Origin of the sequence: Pseudomonas guineae (assembly GCF_900113745.1) — a bacterium.
In the GTDB taxonomy this organism is placed as follows: Bacteria; Pseudomonadota; Gammaproteobacteria; order Pseudomonadales; family Pseudomonadaceae; genus Aquipseudomonas; species Aquipseudomonas guineae.
This window is the reverse complement of sequence record NZ_FOQL01000001.1, coordinates 1570271-1586862: the sequence shown is the minus strand read 5'-3', so window position 1 is coordinate 1586862 and position 16592 is coordinate 1570271. Positions and strand designations below refer to the sequence as shown.

At 60.1% G+C, this 16592-nt stretch carries 14 protein-coding genes; 4 read left to right on the top strand and 10 right to left on the bottom strand.

Annotation, left to right across the window (positions count from 1 at the left end; all coding sequences use genetic code 11):
* Positions 1-45: 45 nt before the first annotated feature.
* The 4 genes from BMZ32_RS07155 to speB all read right to left on the bottom strand — a co-directional run bounded on the left by BMZ32_RS07155 (position 46) and on the right by speB (position 3736).
* Complete coding sequence (locus BMZ32_RS07155) at positions 46-783, bottom strand: MBL fold metallo-hydrolase (protein WP_090240863.1); 738 nt, start codon at positions 781-783, stop codon at positions 46-48.
* An 84-nt stretch (positions 784-867) separates the two neighbouring features.
* Positions 868-2208, bottom strand: coding sequence for a purine-cytosine permease family protein (locus BMZ32_RS07150; RefSeq protein WP_090240862.1), 1341 nt, complete (start codon positions 2206-2208; stop codon positions 868-870).
* Between the two features lie 93 nt (positions 2209-2301).
* Positions 2302-2742, bottom strand: a complete 441-nt coding sequence (locus BMZ32_RS07145) for a YybH family protein (protein ID WP_090240861.1) — start codon at positions 2740-2742, stop codon at positions 2302-2304.
* A 34-nt stretch (positions 2743-2776) separates the two neighbouring features.
* Positions 2777-3736: an agmatinase gene (gene speB / locus BMZ32_RS07140; RefSeq protein ID WP_090240859.1), complete on the bottom strand. Its 960-nt coding sequence runs from the start codon at positions 3734-3736 to the stop codon at positions 2777-2779.
* 213 nt (positions 3737-3949) lie between these two features.
* On the opposite strand from speB, the gene BMZ32_RS07135 reads away from it, so the two are divergent.
* The gene (locus BMZ32_RS07135; protein ID WP_090240856.1) at positions 3950-4843 is read left to right on the top strand and encodes a LysR family transcriptional regulator; all 894 of its coding nucleotides are present in this window, start codon (positions 3950-3952) and stop codon (positions 4841-4843) included.
* Between the two features lie 52 nt (positions 4844-4895).
* On the opposite strand, the gene BMZ32_RS07130 is transcribed toward BMZ32_RS07135, so the two are convergent.
* The 5 genes from BMZ32_RS07130 to arsS are packed head-to-tail and all read right to left on the bottom strand — an operon-like array spanning position 4896 to position 11088.
* On the bottom strand, positions 4896-5609 hold the full coding sequence (locus BMZ32_RS07130; protein ID WP_090240854.1) for a DUF3047 domain-containing protein: 714 nt from the start codon (positions 5607-5609) through the stop codon (positions 4896-4898).
* Positions 5609-7750 carry an FAD-dependent oxidoreductase gene (locus BMZ32_RS07125; protein ID WP_090240851.1) on the bottom strand — a complete coding sequence of 714 codons (2142 nt, stop codon included), beginning with the start codon at positions 7748-7750 and terminating at the stop codon, positions 5609-5611. The genes BMZ32_RS07130 and BMZ32_RS07125 overlap by 1 nt, the downstream gene beginning before the upstream one ends.
* Positions 7750-8712: a hypothetical protein gene (locus BMZ32_RS07120; protein ID WP_090240849.1), complete on the bottom strand. Its 963-nt coding sequence runs from the start codon at positions 8710-8712 to the stop codon at positions 7750-7752. Before BMZ32_RS07120 ends, BMZ32_RS07125 begins: the two co-directional genes overlap by 1 nt.
* Positions 8712-10097, bottom strand: coding sequence for an SLC5/6 family protein (locus BMZ32_RS07115; protein ID WP_167376723.1), 1386 nt, complete (start codon positions 10095-10097; stop codon positions 8712-8714). Before BMZ32_RS07115 ends, BMZ32_RS07120 begins: the two co-directional genes overlap by 1 nt.
* 22 nt (positions 10098-10119) lie before the next feature.
* Positions 10120-11088 (bottom strand): arsenosugar biosynthesis radical SAM (seleno)protein ArsS, encoded by a 969-nt coding sequence (gene arsS, locus BMZ32_RS07110; protein ID WP_208598699.1) that lies wholly within the window; start codon positions 11086-11088, stop codon positions 10120-10122.
* A 202-nt stretch (positions 11089-11290) separates the two neighbouring features.
* Here arsS and BMZ32_RS07105 point away from each other — a divergent pair, with 202 nt between their 5' ends.
* The 3 genes from BMZ32_RS07105 to BMZ32_RS07095 all read left to right on the top strand — a co-directional run bounded on the left by BMZ32_RS07105 (position 11291) and on the right by BMZ32_RS07095 (position 15145).
* Positions 11291-11707, top strand: coding sequence for a hypothetical protein (locus BMZ32_RS07105; protein WP_090240845.1), 417 nt, complete (start codon positions 11291-11293; stop codon positions 11705-11707).
* Between the two features lie 11 nt (positions 11708-11718).
* Positions 11719-12153 (top strand): BLUF domain-containing protein, encoded by a 435-nt coding sequence (locus BMZ32_RS07100; protein ID WP_090240843.1) that lies wholly within the window; start codon positions 11719-11721, stop codon positions 12151-12153.
* Between the two features lie 85 nt (positions 12154-12238).
* Complete coding sequence (locus tag BMZ32_RS07095) at positions 12239-15145, top strand: EAL domain-containing protein (protein ID WP_090240841.1); 2907 nt, start codon at positions 12239-12241, stop codon at positions 15143-15145.
* Positions 15146-15213: 68 nt separating this feature from the next.
* Here the strand turns inward: BMZ32_RS07095 and gabT are convergent, their stop codons facing one another.
* A complete protein-coding gene (gene gabT / locus BMZ32_RS07090) occupies positions 15214-16494 on the bottom strand; it encodes a 4-aminobutyrate--2-oxoglutarate transaminase (RefSeq protein ID WP_090240839.1) in 1281 nt (426 codons plus the stop codon).
* Positions 16495-16592: the final 98 nt, after the last annotated feature.

Sequence of the window (16592 nt, the reverse complement as noted above, 5' to 3'; positions counted from 1 at the left end):
CCTATAGGCTGGTGTGGTGTGTATGGCGCAGCGTGTTCGGCATATTTAGGCGTGAAGGTGCGCGTGGGCGGCGAACCATTGCTGGATTAATACCCGCATACGTTCACCAGAGAAGCTTGGGAAGTGACCGCCATGCACCGTGCGCACCGGTAACTCGCGCAGGCGCGCCAAGCTGCGCGCGTAATCATCCAGATCAGAGTGGTAAGCGTCCTCGATCAGCGGGCCATCGTAGAGGATGTCGCCGGAAAACAGCGTCTGCGTCTTGGTTTCCCACAGGCAGATACCGCCGGGTGAGTGGCCGGGGGTATGCAGCACCTGTAGCACACGGTTGCCCATGTCCAGCACGTCACCGTCTTCAATCAGGCGTGTGGCAGGCGCCGGCTTGACGCGGTACTCGGCGTAGCACAGCGGGCAGTCTGGGTGTGCCTCGAACATGTCGTCGCCGACGAAAGCCGTGGCCAGGGTATTGGCACCATTCGGCGCGGCGAGGATATCGGCCTCAGCTGGGTGCACCAGGCGCTCAGGAAATTCGTGGTGCCCCGCGATGTGGTCAAAGTGACAATGGCTGGCCACCGCCAGCAAGGGTTTTTCGGTGAGCCGGGGCAACTCCTCACGCAAGCTGACCAGGCCAGAGCCGGAGTCGATTAGCACATCACGCTCGCGACCCTGTATGTGCCACATATTACAGCGGTAGAAAGGACGGATATAAGGCTCATGGATCAGGCTAACGCCGTCTTGCAAATTGCGTACTTCGAACCATTGCTGGCGAGTGACGATTTTCATGCTGTGGTCTCTGCGTGATTGCCGGAGCCCCCGCCCTACCTGTATCACCTGTTGAGCGGGTCGCGTCCTCCGTTTCTATGCAAGCTAAGCCAGCTGCGCCCTAGGCACCAGCACCCAGCGTCGCAGTACCGCGTAACTTGCGGCCGTGATCAGGAACACCGGCAGCGACGCGCCGAAAGGCAGCGGCTCGACCCAGCCCCAGTAGTAGGCCAGTACGGCACCTAGGCCATAGGCGGCGAAAGCAGCCGGGTTGAAACCGCCCAGGTAACGGTAACGACCCCCATCCTCGCTCAGCAGGTCAGCGACGTCATACTGACCACGGTGGATCAAGTAGTAGTCCGCAATGAGCACGGCGAAAGCCGGGATAAAGACGCTACCAATGATCAGCAGAAAGCTCTGGAAGTTGTCGAGGATGCCGGGGATCTGCGAGCCGAGAATCGACAACACGCCGATGCACAGGGCTGGTTTCCAGAATGCCGTTTTGGGGCTGATATTCAGGTACGACATTGAGGCGCTGTACACGCACATCACGTTGGTGGTCATCACCGAGAGGAACACTACGATGGCGGCCGGCAAGCCGAAACCGAAGCCGGCCAGCAGCACGGCCGGGTCATACGTTTGTTCCATACCGCCGAGTACTGAGAAGCCCGATACCGTCGCCCCCAGGCCCATTGCCAGAAGCGTGGCGGCTACATAGCCGACCCAGGTACCGACTGCGGCCACGCCTTGTGTGCGGCAGTTACGGTTGTAGTCGGCCGCTAACGGAATCCAGGAAAACGCCGTGGCAATCACGATATCGAAAGCGATGCCAGGGCTGATTTCGTTACGCGGTTCCACCGGCATGCTCAGCAGGCTGCTGAATTCGAATTTCTGGCCCATCACATAAAACACTGCGCCGGCCAGTATCAGCATGCCGATGGCAGCCCAGCGCTCCACCCGCTCGATACCCAGGTGACCACGCAGAGCGATCATCAGCACCAGGGTCTCACAGAGGATGGTAAACAGCGGCAGGTTGGAGTAACCGGTGATGTGTTCGACCGCGTAGTTGAGGCTCATGCCGGCCAGCAGCGCCTGAATCCAACTCCAGGCCAGTAGGGTCAGTAAATTGACCAGCGACGGCAGTTTTGCTCCTCTGGGGCCATAGCTACCCCGTGCCAGCACCATGGTGGTCAGCCCCGAGCGCTGGCCCATTAGGCCAACTAATACCAAGGGCAGGATGCCGACGGCGGAACCGACCAGCACAATCAGCATGGCTTGGAGAAACGGCAAGTCGGGCACTAGCAGCATGCCGGTGAGAATGGTGGTCACCACCACGTTAGCACCCAGCCAGAGGGCGGTCGTACCGCTGAGGCCGAGACTGCGATGTTCGCTGGCAGTGGGCGCAAGGCCATCCTGACCAAAGTATTGGGCTAGGTTCTTAAACACGCTGGTGACTCCCCTGATTATTGTGCTTATTGGTTCAGCTGGTGTGGTGCGTGGCAGTTATAAAAAATTAACTGGCTGCGTCAGACTATGATTTCAGTCCGTGGGCAACAGCGACAAATGCTCGTGGCAAGCCAGCCATTGTTGGCTGTCTGGCTGGCGGCGGAAGACGATGGTTTCGCGTTCTTGGCTGTCTGATTCGATACCCGCGACACGCAGCCGGGTGCTGACTTCATGGATGAAGATTGCGCTGTCGCCGTGCAGGCTCAGCACCGGGTTACTCGAGGTGCACGCCAACACGGCAAAGCCCTCAGCTTGCCAACTGGCCCAGAGCGTCCGGTAGGCATTGAGGCTATTGAGCACTGTCGGACAGCTGTGGAAGACAAAGCTGGCGTCTTCGCTGAATGCGGCGAAATAAGCTGCGCTGTCGTTGTTGGCAAACGCCGCGACCAGTGCGGCGGCGGCCGCCAGCACCTGCTGCTGATCGTCGCTCTGCGCGGCATTGCGAGTGGCTGGGGTAGTTGCGTTGCTGAGCATGGCGGTCTCGTGTTGGTTAATCGCAACGGTCTAATTAGCGATGCTGCACACCCGGCAATACGCAGAGCATTTCGTAGAGCAGGTTGGCACCCAGCAAGGAGGTATTACCGGTGGTGTCATAGGGTGGCGACACTTCGACCAGATCGCCGCCAATCAACTGCAGGCCCTGGCAGCCACGGATTATCTCGATGGCCTGGATAGTGGTCAGGCCACCGATTTCTGGGGTGCCGGTGCCGGGCGCCCACGCGGGGTCGATGCCGTCGATATCAAAAGACAGGTAGACCGGGCCGCCGTCGACTTTGGCGCGTACTTCTTCCATCAAGGGGGTTAAGGACTTGTGCCAACACTCTTCGGCCTGCACCACACGGAAACCCTGCTTGCGGCTCCAGTTGAAGTCTTCAGCGGTATAACCCTGGGCGCGCAGGCCAATCTGCACCACGCGGTCGCAGTCGAGCAGGCCTTCTTCCACGGCGCGGCGGAAGGTAGTGCCGTGGGCGATTTTCTCGCCGAACATATGGTCATTGACGTCAGCATGCGCGTCGATGTGCACCAGACCGATCTTGCCGTGCTTTTTCTTCAAGGCACGCAAGATAGGCAGCGTTACCGTGTGGTCGCCGCCCAAGGTCAGGGGAATGATGTCTAGCTCAGCGATCTCGTCATAGGCTTCTTCGATGATGCGCACCGCTTCAGCCATATTGAAGGTATTGATCGGCACGTCACCGATGTCGGCGATATTCAGCGAGTCGAAGGGCGCGGCGCCGGTGGCCATATTGTAAGGGCGGATCATCACCGACTGAGCGCGGATCTCGCGTGGACCGAAGCGGGTGCCAGAGCGCAGCGAAGTACCGATATCCAGGGGGATGCCGACAAAGCCGACATCCAGCTGACGTTTCTCTTCAGTCTTCTGGATATGCGGCAGGCGCATCATGGTGGCAATGCCACCGAAGCGTGGCATTTCATTGCCACCTAGGGGCTGATGCAGAACTTTATCCACGGAAGGCCTCACGGTTGTTGTGGTTGTAATAATCGTTGGGCCGGATTGTTGGACAGGTGGCTGAGGGGAAAAATCGCTGAGGGCAAAAACTTAGTTCAGAAATTTCTAAACTATCGGCGGCGGCTGTAGCATGGCTGTTGAGGTGCGAGCCCGTCTGCTTGGCTAAGCCGCCGCGCACCGTCTGCCACTCGTAGAAATAGCCATGGAACCCTTATGAGCCAAGCCCTGCCCGACCTTAAGCTGTTACGCATTTTCACGGCGGTGGTGCGTTATCAGGGCTTTGCTGCCGCTCAGCAAGAGCTGAACTTGTCGACTTCGGCCATCAGCACATACATGAGTCAGCTTGAAACTCAGCTAGGGATAACCCTGTGTCACCGCGGTCGTGGTGGTTTCAGCTTGACCAGCAAGGGCGAGCTGTTTCATCAGGAAACCTTGCGCTTGTTGGGCGAGCTTGAGGGTTTTGAACGTTATTCGGCGGCGCTCAAGGGTGAGCTACGCGGCACCCTTAACCTCGGTGTGCTGGACTCCACGGTGAGTGACCCGGCCCTGCCGCTGGCCGAGGTGATTGGCGCTTACAGCCAGGAGCATCCGGGCGTGCATTTGCACCTGTCGGTGGCCAGCCCTTACGAGCTGCAACTGGCGGTGCTGGATAACCGGCTGGACATGGCCATTGGTGCGTTCTCCACGCGGATGAGCGGCCTGGTCTACCAGCCGCTGTACCGTGAGCAGCATTGGTTGTATTGCAGTGAGCGGCATCCGCTATTCGCAGCCCGGCGTATCCCGGCAGAGGTGATTGCCCAGCAGCGCATGGTCGGCCGCGGCTACTGGAGCCAGGCTGAACTGGCCCGTCACGGCTTCAAGCACAGCGCGGCGACGGTCGAATCGATGGAGGCCCAGCTGATTCTGGTTCTATCTGGCGCGTATATCGGTTATTTGCCGGAGCATTACGCCCAGCCTTGGGTCGATCAGGGGCGTCTGCGGGTATTGCTGCCGGCCACCTTCGGTTACCAGGCACCCTTCTCGCTAACGCTGCGCCGCGGCCGGTCAAAGGAACCGCTGATTCAGACCTTTCGTGAATTGCTAAAAGCCCAACTCAACCCGGCCTGAGCCATGTGGCTTGGCTAGGTGAGCGGCTTTGTAGTCAGCCCCAAGGCCGTCCTTAGGGTTTGCTGAGCTGTAACTGCGGCGTGGCAAAGTAGCTGGTCAGCGACTCGCCGGTGTTGTCGCTGTCGGCGGCAAACACCACACCGAGAATCTTGCGTGGCGCGCTGCCGAAGGCGGCGGTGGCGTCGGCACGCAGATCGCGCGACTCCGCCAGCCACTCGCCCAGCGGTGCTTCCGGGCCGCGCAGTACCCGCATTTCCACCGTTTCGGTATACGCGCTGCGGGCATGGGTGCCGGGTGCTGCGCGGTTATCCCAGACGTAGCTCAAGGTTGCGGCGGGCAAGTCGGGGTCGAAGAAGGTGCGCGCCAGGCGCAGCTTCTGCCGGTCGACAAAGCTCAGCGTGTCCAGCGGGTAATCGAGCAGCACATAGACCCGCGCGGCATAGTCGTCGCCCTCGCGTGTGGCGAAGCGGGCCTTATCCAGTTTTTGCTCAGTGCGCCACTGCCAGCTCAGTTGCCAGGCTTGATCGCCGGGCAAGCTCAAGGGGTGCACCAGCCCACCGGCAGCGGCATCAGCGTTGACCTGCAATACCGGCTTGCCATCCAGCTCGACCAGCGTACGTACCGATGGTTTGAGCTTGGGAATGTCCGCCAGCTTCCATGGCGCTGACCACTCAGCGGCCGGTGGCCCTGCTGTCCAGGGCGTCAGCAGGTTCTCTGCCTGCGTCAGTGGGGCGGCAAGCAGCAGGCTCAGCACTAACGCGCGCATCAGCTGCGGCGCCAGGTGTGGAAGCGCTCAATCCAGCGCAGCAGCCTTTGCGGGGCATGCGCACGCTTCCATTCGCCGGCGGCGTACTTGTTCGCCTCGCTCATGGTTGGGTAGCTGTGGATGGTGCCGAGAATCTTGTTCAGGCCCATGTTGTACTTCATCGCCAGCACGTATTCGGTGAGCAGCTCACCGGCGTGCTCGCCGACGATGGTCACCCCGAGAATGCGGTCTTTGCCAGGCTCGGTGAGGACCTGTACATAGCCATGGGCGGCCTCGTCAGCGATGGCGCGGTCGAGGTCGTCGATGCCGTAACGGGTGACTTCATAGGCGGTGTTCTGCGCCTGGGCTTCGCCCTCACTGAGGCCGACCCGCGCCACTTCTGGGTCGGTGAAGGTGCAATGTGGAATCACCCGGTAGTCGGCCTTAAAGCGTTTGAAACCGGAAAACAGCGCGTTGACGGCGGCATACCAAGCTTGGTGCGCGGCCACGTGGGTGAACTGATACGGCCCGGTGACATCGCCCACCGCGTAGATGTTGGGGAAGCGCGTGGCCAGGTATTCGTCGGTTTCCAAGGTGCCATTGTCGCGCACCGTCAGGCCCAGCTCTTCGGCGCCGTAGCCGCTGACATTGGCTTTACGGCCGAGGGCCAGCAGCAGGCAGTCAAAGGCGATGGTGACCGGCTCGCCGGTGTCCAGGTTGCGCGCAATCATCCGCGGTTCACCGTCGATCACCTCAAAACGTTCGGCCTGATGACCCAAGCGCAGGTCAACGCCGTCGGCACGCAGGCTGGCCATTACCGCTTCGCTGGCATTGGCATCTTCACGGGGCAGCAGACGGCCGCCGCGTTCCACTTGAATCACCTGGCTGCCGAGGCGCTGGAAGGCTTGCGCGAGTTCACAGCCAATCGGACCGCCGCCCAGCACCAGCAGCCAGCGCGGTTGCTGGCGCAGGGTCCAGATGCTGTCGGAGGTATAGGCACGCACCTGATCGAGGCCAGGAATATCCGGCACAAACGGCCGGGCGCCGGCAGCGATGATCAGGTTGCGGCTACTCAAGGTTTGGCCGTTGACCTCGACCGTCCAAGGCGTGAGGATTTTCGCCTCACCTTGGATAACATCGACGCCCAGATCGGTGTAGCGCTCAACCGAGTCATGCGGCTCGATGTCGGCGATCACCCGTTGGATGCGCTGCATAACCGCCGGGAAATCTACAGTGCCCTGCACGCCGGTGAAACCGAGGGCCTCGCCTTTTTTCAGTTCGTTGGCCAGTTTGGCTGAGCGCAACAGTGCTTTAGAAGGCACGCAGCCGGTGTTCAGGCAGTCGCCGCCCATTTGGTGTTTTTCGATCAGGCTGACTTTGGCTTTTACCGCCGCGGCGATATATGAGCTCACCAGCCCGCCAGCACCGGCACCAATCACCACCAGGTTACGATCGAAGCTTTTCGGTTTGTTCCAGCCGGCATAGACCCGGCGTGCCTGAATTAGGCCGAGCAGCTTGCGCGCGATCAGCGGGAATACACCGAGCAAGACAAAGGCGCCGAGCAAGCCAGGCGAGAGGATACCGCTCAGCGACTCCAGCTGGCCCAGCTCACGGCCGGCATTCACGAACACCAGGGTGCCCGGCAACATACCCAGCTGGCTGACCCACCAGTAGGTACGCAGCGGCAGCCGGGTCAGGCCCATGGCCAGGTTGATCAGGAAGAATGGGAAAGCTGGCACCAGGCGCAGGGCGAACAGGTAGAAAGGACCTTCGCGCTCAATGCCGGCGTCGATCTTGGCCAGCCGCTGCCCAAAACGCGCCTGTACCCAGTCACGCAGCAAAAAGCGGCTGCTGAGCATGGCCAGGCTCGCGCCCAGGGTGGAGGCAAAGGAAATCAGTACGAAGCCTTCAACTAATCCGAACAGCGCCCCGCCAAGCAGGGTCATCAGCGCTGCGCCGGGTAATGAAAGCGCCGTTACCGCGACATAGGCGAGAAAGAACACCCCCGCTGCCAGCCAGGGCTGGGCGCTGACCTGAGCGTTAAGCGTGGCCTGCTGGGTCTTCAGGGCGTCGAGGTTGAGGTATTGGCCTACATCAAAAATAAAGAAGCTACCCAGTAGGGCCAGGATCAGGCCCATCAGGGCCAGTTTGCGACTGTTCATCAGTTTAGTGTCTCCAGGGCGCAAAGGCTTTGGCACAAGGTAAAGCCGGCCAGTAATGCCGCCTCGGGGCGGTCTGTCAGGTGGCCGAGAATGCGAGAGCGATAAGACTTGGCCGCCGGGCTGTGTGTGGGCCACTGGCGGTCGAAGTCGGCGAGAAAAGCAGGGTGGTCGTAATTCAGTGGCAGGGCCTCGATAAACAGCCCATTACGTTGGCAGCGATAGAGTGCCGCCGGGTGTGGCGTAGTGGCGATCCGACTGATTAGACCATAGCGGCCGCCGGCAAAATTGGGCATGCCGGCCGCGCCATTATTGATCAACGCGCCATGGCTTAGGTTCAACGCCACGGCGGCGCAGCTGTGGCTGGTGGCCAATACGCGGATGTTTTGCGTCTGCAGCCAGGCATTCAGTTGCTGCTGTCTTGTTGGTTCAGTCATGGCTTCGCGTGAGCAATCCCAGCCGGCTAGCGACTGTTCGTCACCATGGCTGATGGCGATGCGCTGACCGCCAACGCTGACTAACTCGGTGCTGGGCCGTGCCGCTAGGCGCTCGGCCATAGCGGGCAAACCCTGCACGGTTCGATTCAGCTCCAACTGGATGGCATTGGAGCGCTCGACCACGTCGTCGTCCACGCTCATCGGGTAGGCGCAGCCGCAGCCAGCACCACTGTTCTCCACGCGGCCCAGTTCGGTTTCGACATTGCCGCGCAGCGCCAGGTGTGGACTCACACCCTGTTCGATCTGCTGGAAAAGCGCGGGGTCGCGGTCAAACCAATGGGCATCACCGTTGAACACCACGCGTGCAGTCGGCTCGGCCGCTACACGTTTCTCCAGCGCGGCCAATGCCTGGCGGTTGCCGTACAGGCCGCCGACCACATACAGGGTTTCGCAGTCGAATAGCGCTGAGCCACTAAAGGCATCCCGCGCCAGGCGATAGTCCAGCGGGCAGTCACGACCTGCGCGCATCAGGCCAGTCTCCGTGGGCTACGGCGCAACCAGCCAGGAATCAGGTAGCCGAGTACGCACAGGCCTAGGCCATAGAGGTTGGTGCCGAGCAGCAGGGCATATTTGCCATCACCGATGGCCCAGCTCTGCGGGATCCAGCCTAGGGTCAGGGCGACGCCCAGGCCCAGGCCGGTCCAGAAACTCAGGTGAAAGCCCAGGCGCGTAGGCGTGGTCAGGCCATGCAGGATAAACACCGGGGCCAGGCCAATGACCATGGTGCCGCTGATGGTGGTGGCCTTGAGAATGTCGGTGCCGGCAATCATTGGCAGGTTGCCGAGCAGGGCGAACACCACCATCACCGCCATGCCGACGCCGATGGCCTTCTGGCCCAGATCACGGCCGGCCAGTAATGGCAGTTCGCGGCCGGCCAGTTTGGCCAGGCTGGAAAAGGTTGAGTCCAGCGTTGAGCCCGCGGCGGAGACCATCACCACGGTCATCACCATCAGCGCGCCGATGCCCATGGTCTTGGCCAATGCGGCGGGTACGTTATCCGAAGCGGCCAGGCCGGTGAGCTGGGCGTGTACGCCGATCAGGCTGAAGGCGAGGATGGCGAAGAAGCCCAGCACGCCAGCAATGACGAAGGAGCGACGCATGGTTTTTTCTTCGCTGATAAAACCGCGATCGGTCAGTACCGGGTCATGGAAGCCGTAACTGAAGGCTTGTAGGCCCGCCACCAGCAGCAGGTCAACGCCGGCATTCAGTGCCCAGTGGCTGGTGCTGACCAGTTCGCTGGGCGAGTGCTGTGGCAAGACCAGGCCGAGCACCCAGATCAGCGCGACAACAAAGATCGCCGCCTGCGCGGCATCGGTGAGGATCGAGCTGCGCAGCCCGCCGCGCAGGCTGTAGGCCAGGGTCACGGCGGTAAACAGCAGGGCCGCGCCAATGAATTCGAGACTGCCGGAGTCGCCGTAGTAACCGCCGACCACCGCCGTGTTACTCCACACTTCATTGAACAGGCGGATCAGAATGGCGGCGGAAAACGCCAGCGCCGCACCACGGCCGTAATGGCTGCTGAGAAAACTGACCAAGCCGGTGGCGGCAAAGCGCCGGCGCAGGCGGTAAATAACGAAGCCAGTGAGCGGAATTGACAGCCAGTACATGGCATAGGCCAAACCGCCGATCAGGCCGTAGTTGGCTCCCAGATTGGCGGCGTTAGTCACCGACTTGGCGAAGATCCAGCTGATAAAGATGCTGGAGGTCAGCAGCCAGGGCGCCGCGCTACGACCTTGGCTGTCTTCACCATTGAAGAAGCCTCCGAGGGTCACGGCGCGGGGCGATAGCGCTACCATCAGCACGCCATAGACCAGCAGAAACCCCCAGAAAAACAGCCCAACCGTGCTGCTCATGTGCATGACGTTTCCTTATTGATTAGTCGTTGAGCGCGCCGCCACAGCTGGAACCTTGTCCGGCTGTGCAGGCGTAGCAGTGGTCCCGGGTGACGATCGGGTTGCCGTCGAGGGTGGCACTGAGCAGGTCACGCAAATGCGCGCGCTCGCGGCCAATCAACTGACCTTGCAGGGGGAGCGGCAGGTCGAGCATCTGGTTGAAATCACAGTCGTACAGGTAGCCCTGCCAGTCGACGCTGACCAGCGAGCGGCACATCAAGTCGTCGAGGTTTTCCGGTCGGTAGCTGTCGCGCAGCAGCTGCATGTAGTCGTTGAACTGGCCTTTGCTGACCAGGGTGCTGCCAAAGCGCGCAATCGGCTGGTTGGTAATGGTCAGTAGGTGGTTGAAGACGATGCCGAAATCTTCCGCCAGGTGCTGCTTGTAGTCAGCTTCCAGTGCGACTTGCGGCGGCGGCAGGTTGGCACCTTGCGGGTTGTAGACCAGATTCAGAATCAGGCCGCTGCCGGGTTGGCCGTAGCCAAGGGCGTTGAGCTGTTGCAGGCCTTTGATACTGGCCTCGAATACGCCATCGCCGCGCTGTTTGTCGACGTTATCGCGTGAATAACAGGGCAAGGAGGCACTGACTTCCACGCCCTGCTCGGCGAGAAACTCGGCCAAGTCTTCATAACCGGGCTCGCTGAGAATGGTCAGGTTGCAGCGATCGATCACTCGCAGCCCTTCACGGCGTGCGTGGAGAACGATTTCACGAAAGCGTGGATGCATCTCTGGCGCGCCACCGGTGAGGTCCAGCGTCTGCACCGGGTGCGCATCGATCACTTGATGCAGCAGCGCCAGGCTTTCGTCGGTCATTTCCTCGGTGCGGGTGGGCCCGGCATTTACATGGCAATGCAGACAGCGCTGGTTACAGCGGTAGGTCAGGTTGATCTGCAGCGCTTCCAGCGGGCCGCGGCGGATTGCCGGAAAGGCCAGTTGGTCGAGCAATGGCAGCATGGCGTGCACAGGAGGCTCCTTTAAATACAGTCGCGCCGCGTGGCGCAGTGGCTGAGTGGGCTCAGCCTTGATGTCGCCACTATAGAGAGTGCTCGAGGGATTTTGTTACGGCGGGAGGCAGAAGATTATTACGTAATAAGTTGTACAAATCTTATACAGTTAAGGCAGTATCGGCCAACACTAGTTAGCGAGCGAGTTGCTGATGTTGCGTTTGAGTCTATTCTTTGTCGCGGGCTTCCTGGCCGTGCCGTTTTTCCATCAGCCCGTTTTGGGCTTGTTGCATGCGTTAGCCGTGGTGCCATTTGCGCCGTTTAACCTGAGCCCGACTTCGCCGTTGGGCGTGCCCGCATTATTGTCGGCATCTTTTTGGGGTGGGCTCTGGGCGGTGGTGATGCTGCTGGTTCTGCGCTGGCAGGCGCACACCCCACAACCCTGGATCAAAGCCCTGCTGTTCGGCGGCATTGCCTTGACCACCGTTGCTTTGCTAGTGGTATTTCCGCTCAAGGGGATGGGCTTTGACCCGGCACAGCTACCGGGGCGCTTTTTGATCGGCTTTCTGGTTAACGCTGCCTGGGGTGTCGGCACGCTGATTTTTGTTCGTGTCCTGTTGCCACGTTAAAGGAGATTTTTATGCTTGTCCGCCTTACCTATGCCAGCCGTGCCAGCCACGAGGTCTCTGCCGAGCTGATTCGTGAAATTCTCGACAGCTCGCAACGTAACAACCCGCGTAAAGGTCTGACGGGGATTCTCTGCTGCAATGCCGATATCTTTCTGCAGGCGCTGGAAGGTCCGCGTGCTGAGGTGAATGCCCTGTACAACCGTCTGGCCGATGACAGCCGGCACAAGGAGCTGACCATCCTTGACTATGCAGAAATCAGCATGCGCCGTTACAGCAATTGGAGCATGGGTTGGGCGGGTGCCAAGCAGGCCAACCGTGAGTTGTTCCTCAAGTATTCGGCTAGCGATCGTTTCGACCCTTTCAATATGAGTGCCGAGCAAATTACCGGCTTGCTGCTGGAGCTGAGTGAGACCGTTAGCGCAATCAAATCACCGGTTCTCAGCTAATATTCCTCAGCGTCAACTCGTCTTAGCCGGCGAGCGGTGTTCCTCCCTGAGCCTGGCGCACTTCGTAGTTTATTGAGGCGTCAGGATGTTTCGTCTGTCCAATCTTCCCCTGCTAGCTCTGCTGCTTGGTTTTTTGCTGGGCAGCGTGCCGGTATACGCAGATGTACCATTGCTGGTGCTCACTAACGAGCAGCTCAAACAACCGGTGGACGTACCCGCCAGCTTGGTACTGGAAGACCCTAGCGGGAACCTGACCGCCGCTGAGGTACATGAGCGTATTGCCGTCGAGGGCAAGCGAATCGATGGCGCGCCGCGCCTGGGCTATTCGGCCAGCGCCTGGTGGCTAGCATTCCGTCTTGATGCACCAGTGGCTGAGCGCCTCGATCTGATTATCGATCGGCCCTTTCTCGACGATATTGAAGTTTGGTTGTATGACCGTGAACGGCTGATTGCCCCTTTCTATAGTGGCGACCATCGAGCCTTTTTAGAGCGTGGCGCGCCATCACCACACTTTCTGCTTAACCTGCCGCGCCTTGGTCAGGGCCCCCACACCTTGTTGTTGCGAGTACAAAGCGGCTCGGCATTGAGCGTGCCGATGCAGTTGGTGGCGGCTGAGCAAAGCCCGCTATTATTGGCTGAGCACTGGATGCGCAGTGGCCTGCTGCTGGGTGCGTTGCTAAGCCTGGCCCTGTTTTTTCTGGTGCGCTTCAGCACCCTGCATGAAACGCAGTTGGTGTGGTTTTGCCTGACGGTGGCCAGTGTGGCGTTGTATAACGCCAGCTTGCATGGCGTCACCAGTCTGGTAGGGCCGCAGTGGATCTGGCTGTCGACTCAGCTGGCTAATCTGGCCAACCCGGGCATGCTGATTTTTAGCAGCCTGTTTCTCGTCAGTGCACTAAAGCTCGAGCTGGGCCGGCTGCGTTGGCTGCGTAATGCGCTGTTTGTGCTGACCCTGCTGGTCTGCGGTTGGACCATCAGCAGTTATGGTGAGTACCGCTCCTACCAAGCGCTAAATGTGCTGATTCTGCTGACTGCGGGATTCCAGCTGTTACTGCTGATTCTCGCTGTGCGTAAGCAGCGGCCCTACGCCATCGGCTACCTGTTGTGCTGGAGTTCGGCGCTGGTGCTGATGCTGTTGGTGCCGTTGGGGCGCAGCGGGTTAATACCGTTACCCTCAAGTATCAACTACATGCACGCCTACTTGCCGGTGCTGAGCATGCTGATATTTGCCGGCATCCTCGATAAACAACTGGAGCAGATCCGCCGCGCCTTGTTGCACAGCAAGGCGCAAGCGCTGGGTAATCTGGAGCAATACCAGGCGTTATTCAGCAGCAGTGGCGAGGGGATTTTTCGCTGCACCCAGAGTGGCACGCTGATCGAAGCCAATCCCAGCTTCAGTGCGCTGCTGGCTCTGCCAGACACGCTGGCCGACTTGACCATGCAGCATCTACTTGGCCAGCAGCATTGGGAGCAATTGCTCACTGCGCTGGATAACGAACACGCCAGTAGCCTGGAATGCCGGATACAGGGCTGTGATGAGCAGATGCACTGGGTGTATTTATCCCTGCACAAGCGCCCTGCCCAGGATTGTATCGAAGGCATCGTCGTCGACCTCAGCGAGCGCCGTGCACTGGAAGAGCGCCTGCAGTACCTGGCCGCCCATGACTCGCTGACGGGCCTGCTCAACCGCCGCGAACTGGAGCGCTTATTGCGCGACAGCCTCAAGGGTCAGGGCGCATTGCGCTTCAGCCATTTGTTGAGCCTCGATCTTGACCAGTTCAAGCAGGTCAATGACCTCTGCGGGCATTCGGCTGGCGATCAATTACTGCGTCAGCTGGCCAGTCACCTGCACCACCACCTGTCGCCGCAGGCGGAGCTGGCGCGTATCGGCGGAGATGAGTTCGCCGTGTTGCTGTGTGAAGTTGATACTGACGCGGCGTTGGCGCATGCGGAAACTCTGCGCCACTGTGTCGAGCAATTTGTCTTCAGTTGGCAGGGGCGGCCATTCAGGGTGCAGGCCAGCATCGGGCTGCTGGAGCTGAACAGCACCGTCAGCGACTGGGAAACCGCACTGAACTGGGCCGATAGCGCCAGCCAGTTAGCCAAGCACCAGGGCCGCAACCGTGTACAGCTGTTCAATCTTGACGACGGTGTACTGCTTGAACAGCAACGTCAGCTGCAATGGATTACCCGTTTGCGCGAGGGTATCGAGCACGATCATTTCGAGCTGTTCTATCAGCCAGTGATGGCTTTGCAAGAGGATAGCAGCGGCCTGCGCTACGAAGTGTTGCTGCGTTACCGTGACCCCGATAGCGGCGAGTGGATAAGCCCTGGGCAGTTTCTTGATGCGGCGCAGCGCTACGGCTTTCTCGAGGCCATTGACCGCTGGGTGGTGATGCACTTTCTGCAATGGCTGGCGGATAACCCGCGGCACCTTGAGCAACTGGTGCAGGTGAATGTCAACCTGACTGCTAACTCGCTGCTCAGTGCACCCTTCCATGAAATGCTTCACCGCGAGCTGCGTCGGCATAACTTGCCGGCGCACAAACTGTGCATCGAGGTTACCGAGATGGTGGCACTGGGTGAGTTGGGCGTATCCGCGCAATGGATCGACCAGCTGCGCCGCCAGGGCCTGAAGGTTGCACTGGATGATTTCGGCAGCGGCTTTGCCTCCTACGCTTACCTACGCCATCTGCCGCTGGATATTGTGAAGATCGACGGCAGCTTTATCCGTGGCCTGGAGAGCGACCCAATCAACCAAGCCATGGTTGGTTCGATGCGGAAAATTGCCAGTCAGTTGGGCTTGAGTACCGTGGCTGAGTTTGTCGAAAGCCAGGCGACCCTGGACTGTGTGCGCGAGCTGGGCCTCGACTATGCCCAGGGCTACTGCATCGGTTATCCACAACCGCTGTCTCTGCTGGCAGATACTGCCGTAGGTGAGGAGCAGCGTTCGACCACAGCGCTGCTACAGCGTGGCGCTGCGTTGGAATAGCGACAGCAGTGCAAACGCAAAAGACCCGCCGAAGCGGGTCTTTTTTATGGCCGGGTTAAGCCCCGCGCTTATGCCAGCTCGTCGAAGCACTCGTCGATGATGGCCAAACCTTTGTCCAGCAGGACGTCTTCGGCGGTCAGTGGCACCAGTACGCGCAACACGTTGCCGTAAGTACCGCACGACAGCAGGATCAGGCCCTTGTCGCGAGCCTTGGCCACCACGGCGGCGGTCAGCGCCGCGTTCGGCTTGTGCAGGTCGCCATCTTCGAACAGCTCGATGGCGATCATCGCACCCAGAGCACGTACATCACCTATGACCTTGTGCTTGGTCTGGATGGCTTTGAGGCCTGTGACCAGATGTTCGCCAACCGCATGGCAACGCTCCAGCAGCTTCTCTTCCTCAAATACATCAATTACCGCCAGTGCTGCGGCGCAAGCAATCGGGCTGCCGGCGTAGGTGCCGCCCAAACCGCCTGGGGCGATGGCGTCCATGTACTCGGCCTTGCCACAGACACCGGCCACCGGGAAGCCGCCGGCAATGGATTTGGCGAAGGTGGTCAGGTCGGCGCTGACGCCCATTTGCTCCATGGCAAAGAAGGTGCCCGTGCGGCCGGCACCGGTTTGCACTTCGTCAGCAATCAGCAGAATGCCGTGCTGGTCACACAGGGCACGCAGGCGCTGCATAAAGTCTTTCGGCGCTACATAGAAACCGCCCTCACCCTGCACCGGCTCGATGATGATCGCGGCGATGTCTTTTGGCTCGGCGTCGTTCTTGAAGACGCGTTCGATGCTGGCGATGGCGTCATCCGTGCTGACGCCGTGCAGCGCGCACGGGTACTGTGCGCGGAAGATACCGCCGGGCATCAAGCCCATGCCGGCTGAGTAGGGCACCACCTTACCGGTCAGGCCCAGGGTCATCATCGTGCGACCATGATAAGCACCGGTGAACGCGATTACGCCGGTACGGCCGGTGGCGGCGCGGGCAATTTTTACTGCGTTTTCCACCGCTTCAGAGCCGGTAGTGACCAGCAGGGTTTTCTTGGTGAAGTCGCCGGGCACCTTGGCGTTGATTTTCTCGCACAGCTCAACGTAGGGCTCGTAGGCCAATACCTGGAAGCAGGTGTGGGTCAACTTGGTCAGCTGTTCCTGCACGGCAGCGATGATTTTAGGGTGCAGGTGGCCGGTATTGAGCACCGCGATACCGCCGGCGAAGTCGATAAATTCACGACCTTCAACGTCGGTGACGGTGGCGTTTTTCGCCGACTCGGCGAAGATCGGGTGGATCTGGCCAACACCGCGCGGAACGGCAGCGGTACGGCGTTGCATCAAAGATTCGTTGGTCTTGCTCATAAATTCCTCATTCGCCGGTTAATCTCGGCGTGGTTCAAGGATGTGTACCGAAAGCGACCTGGCAGTATTCGATGATCGACTGCCACAGCGCGCTTGGG

Bases quoted from the DNA above. Each gene is read 5' to 3' on its own strand.
- BMZ32_RS07145 (WP_090240861.1), bottom strand. From the start codon at position 2,742: ATGCTCAGCAACGCAACTACCCCAGCCACTCGCAATGCCGCGCAGAGC.
- gabT (WP_090240839.1), bottom strand. From the start codon at position 16,494: ATGAGCAAGACCAACGAATCTTTGATGCAACGCCGTACCGCTGCCGTT.
- arsS (WP_208598699.1), bottom strand. From the start codon at position 11,088: ATGCTGCCATTGCTCGACCAACTGGCCTTTCCGGCAATCCGCCGCGGC.
- BMZ32_RS07100 (WP_090240843.1), top strand. From the start codon at position 11,719: ATGCTTGTCCGCCTTACCTATGCCAGCCGTGCCAGCCACGAGGTCTCT.
- BMZ32_RS07120 (WP_090240849.1), bottom strand. From the start codon at position 8,712: ATGCGCGCAGGTCGTGACTGCCCGCTGGACTATCGCCTGGCGCGGGAT.
- BMZ32_RS07095 (WP_090240841.1), top strand. From the start codon at position 12,239: ATGTTTCGTCTGTCCAATCTTCCCCTGCTAGCTCTGCTGCTTGGTTTT.
- BMZ32_RS07125 (WP_090240851.1), bottom strand. From the start codon at position 7,750: ATGAACAGTCGCAAACTGGCCCTGATGGGCCTGATCCTGGCCCTACTG.
- BMZ32_RS07130 (WP_090240854.1), bottom strand. From the start codon at position 5,609: ATGCGCGCGTTAGTGCTGAGCCTGCTGCTTGCCGCCCCACTGACGCAG.
- BMZ32_RS07115 (WP_167376723.1), bottom strand. From the start codon at position 10,097: ATGAGCAGCACGGTTGGGCTGTTTTTCTGGGGGTTTCTGCTGGTCTAT.
- BMZ32_RS07105 (WP_090240845.1), top strand. From the start codon at position 11,291: ATGTTGCGTTTGAGTCTATTCTTTGTCGCGGGCTTCCTGGCCGTGCCG.
- BMZ32_RS07155 (WP_090240863.1), bottom strand. From the start codon at position 783: ATGAAAATCGTCACTCGCCAGCAATGGTTCGAAGTACGCAATTTGCAA.
- BMZ32_RS07135 (WP_090240856.1), top strand. From the start codon at position 3,950: ATGAGCCAAGCCCTGCCCGACCTTAAGCTGTTACGCATTTTCACGGCG.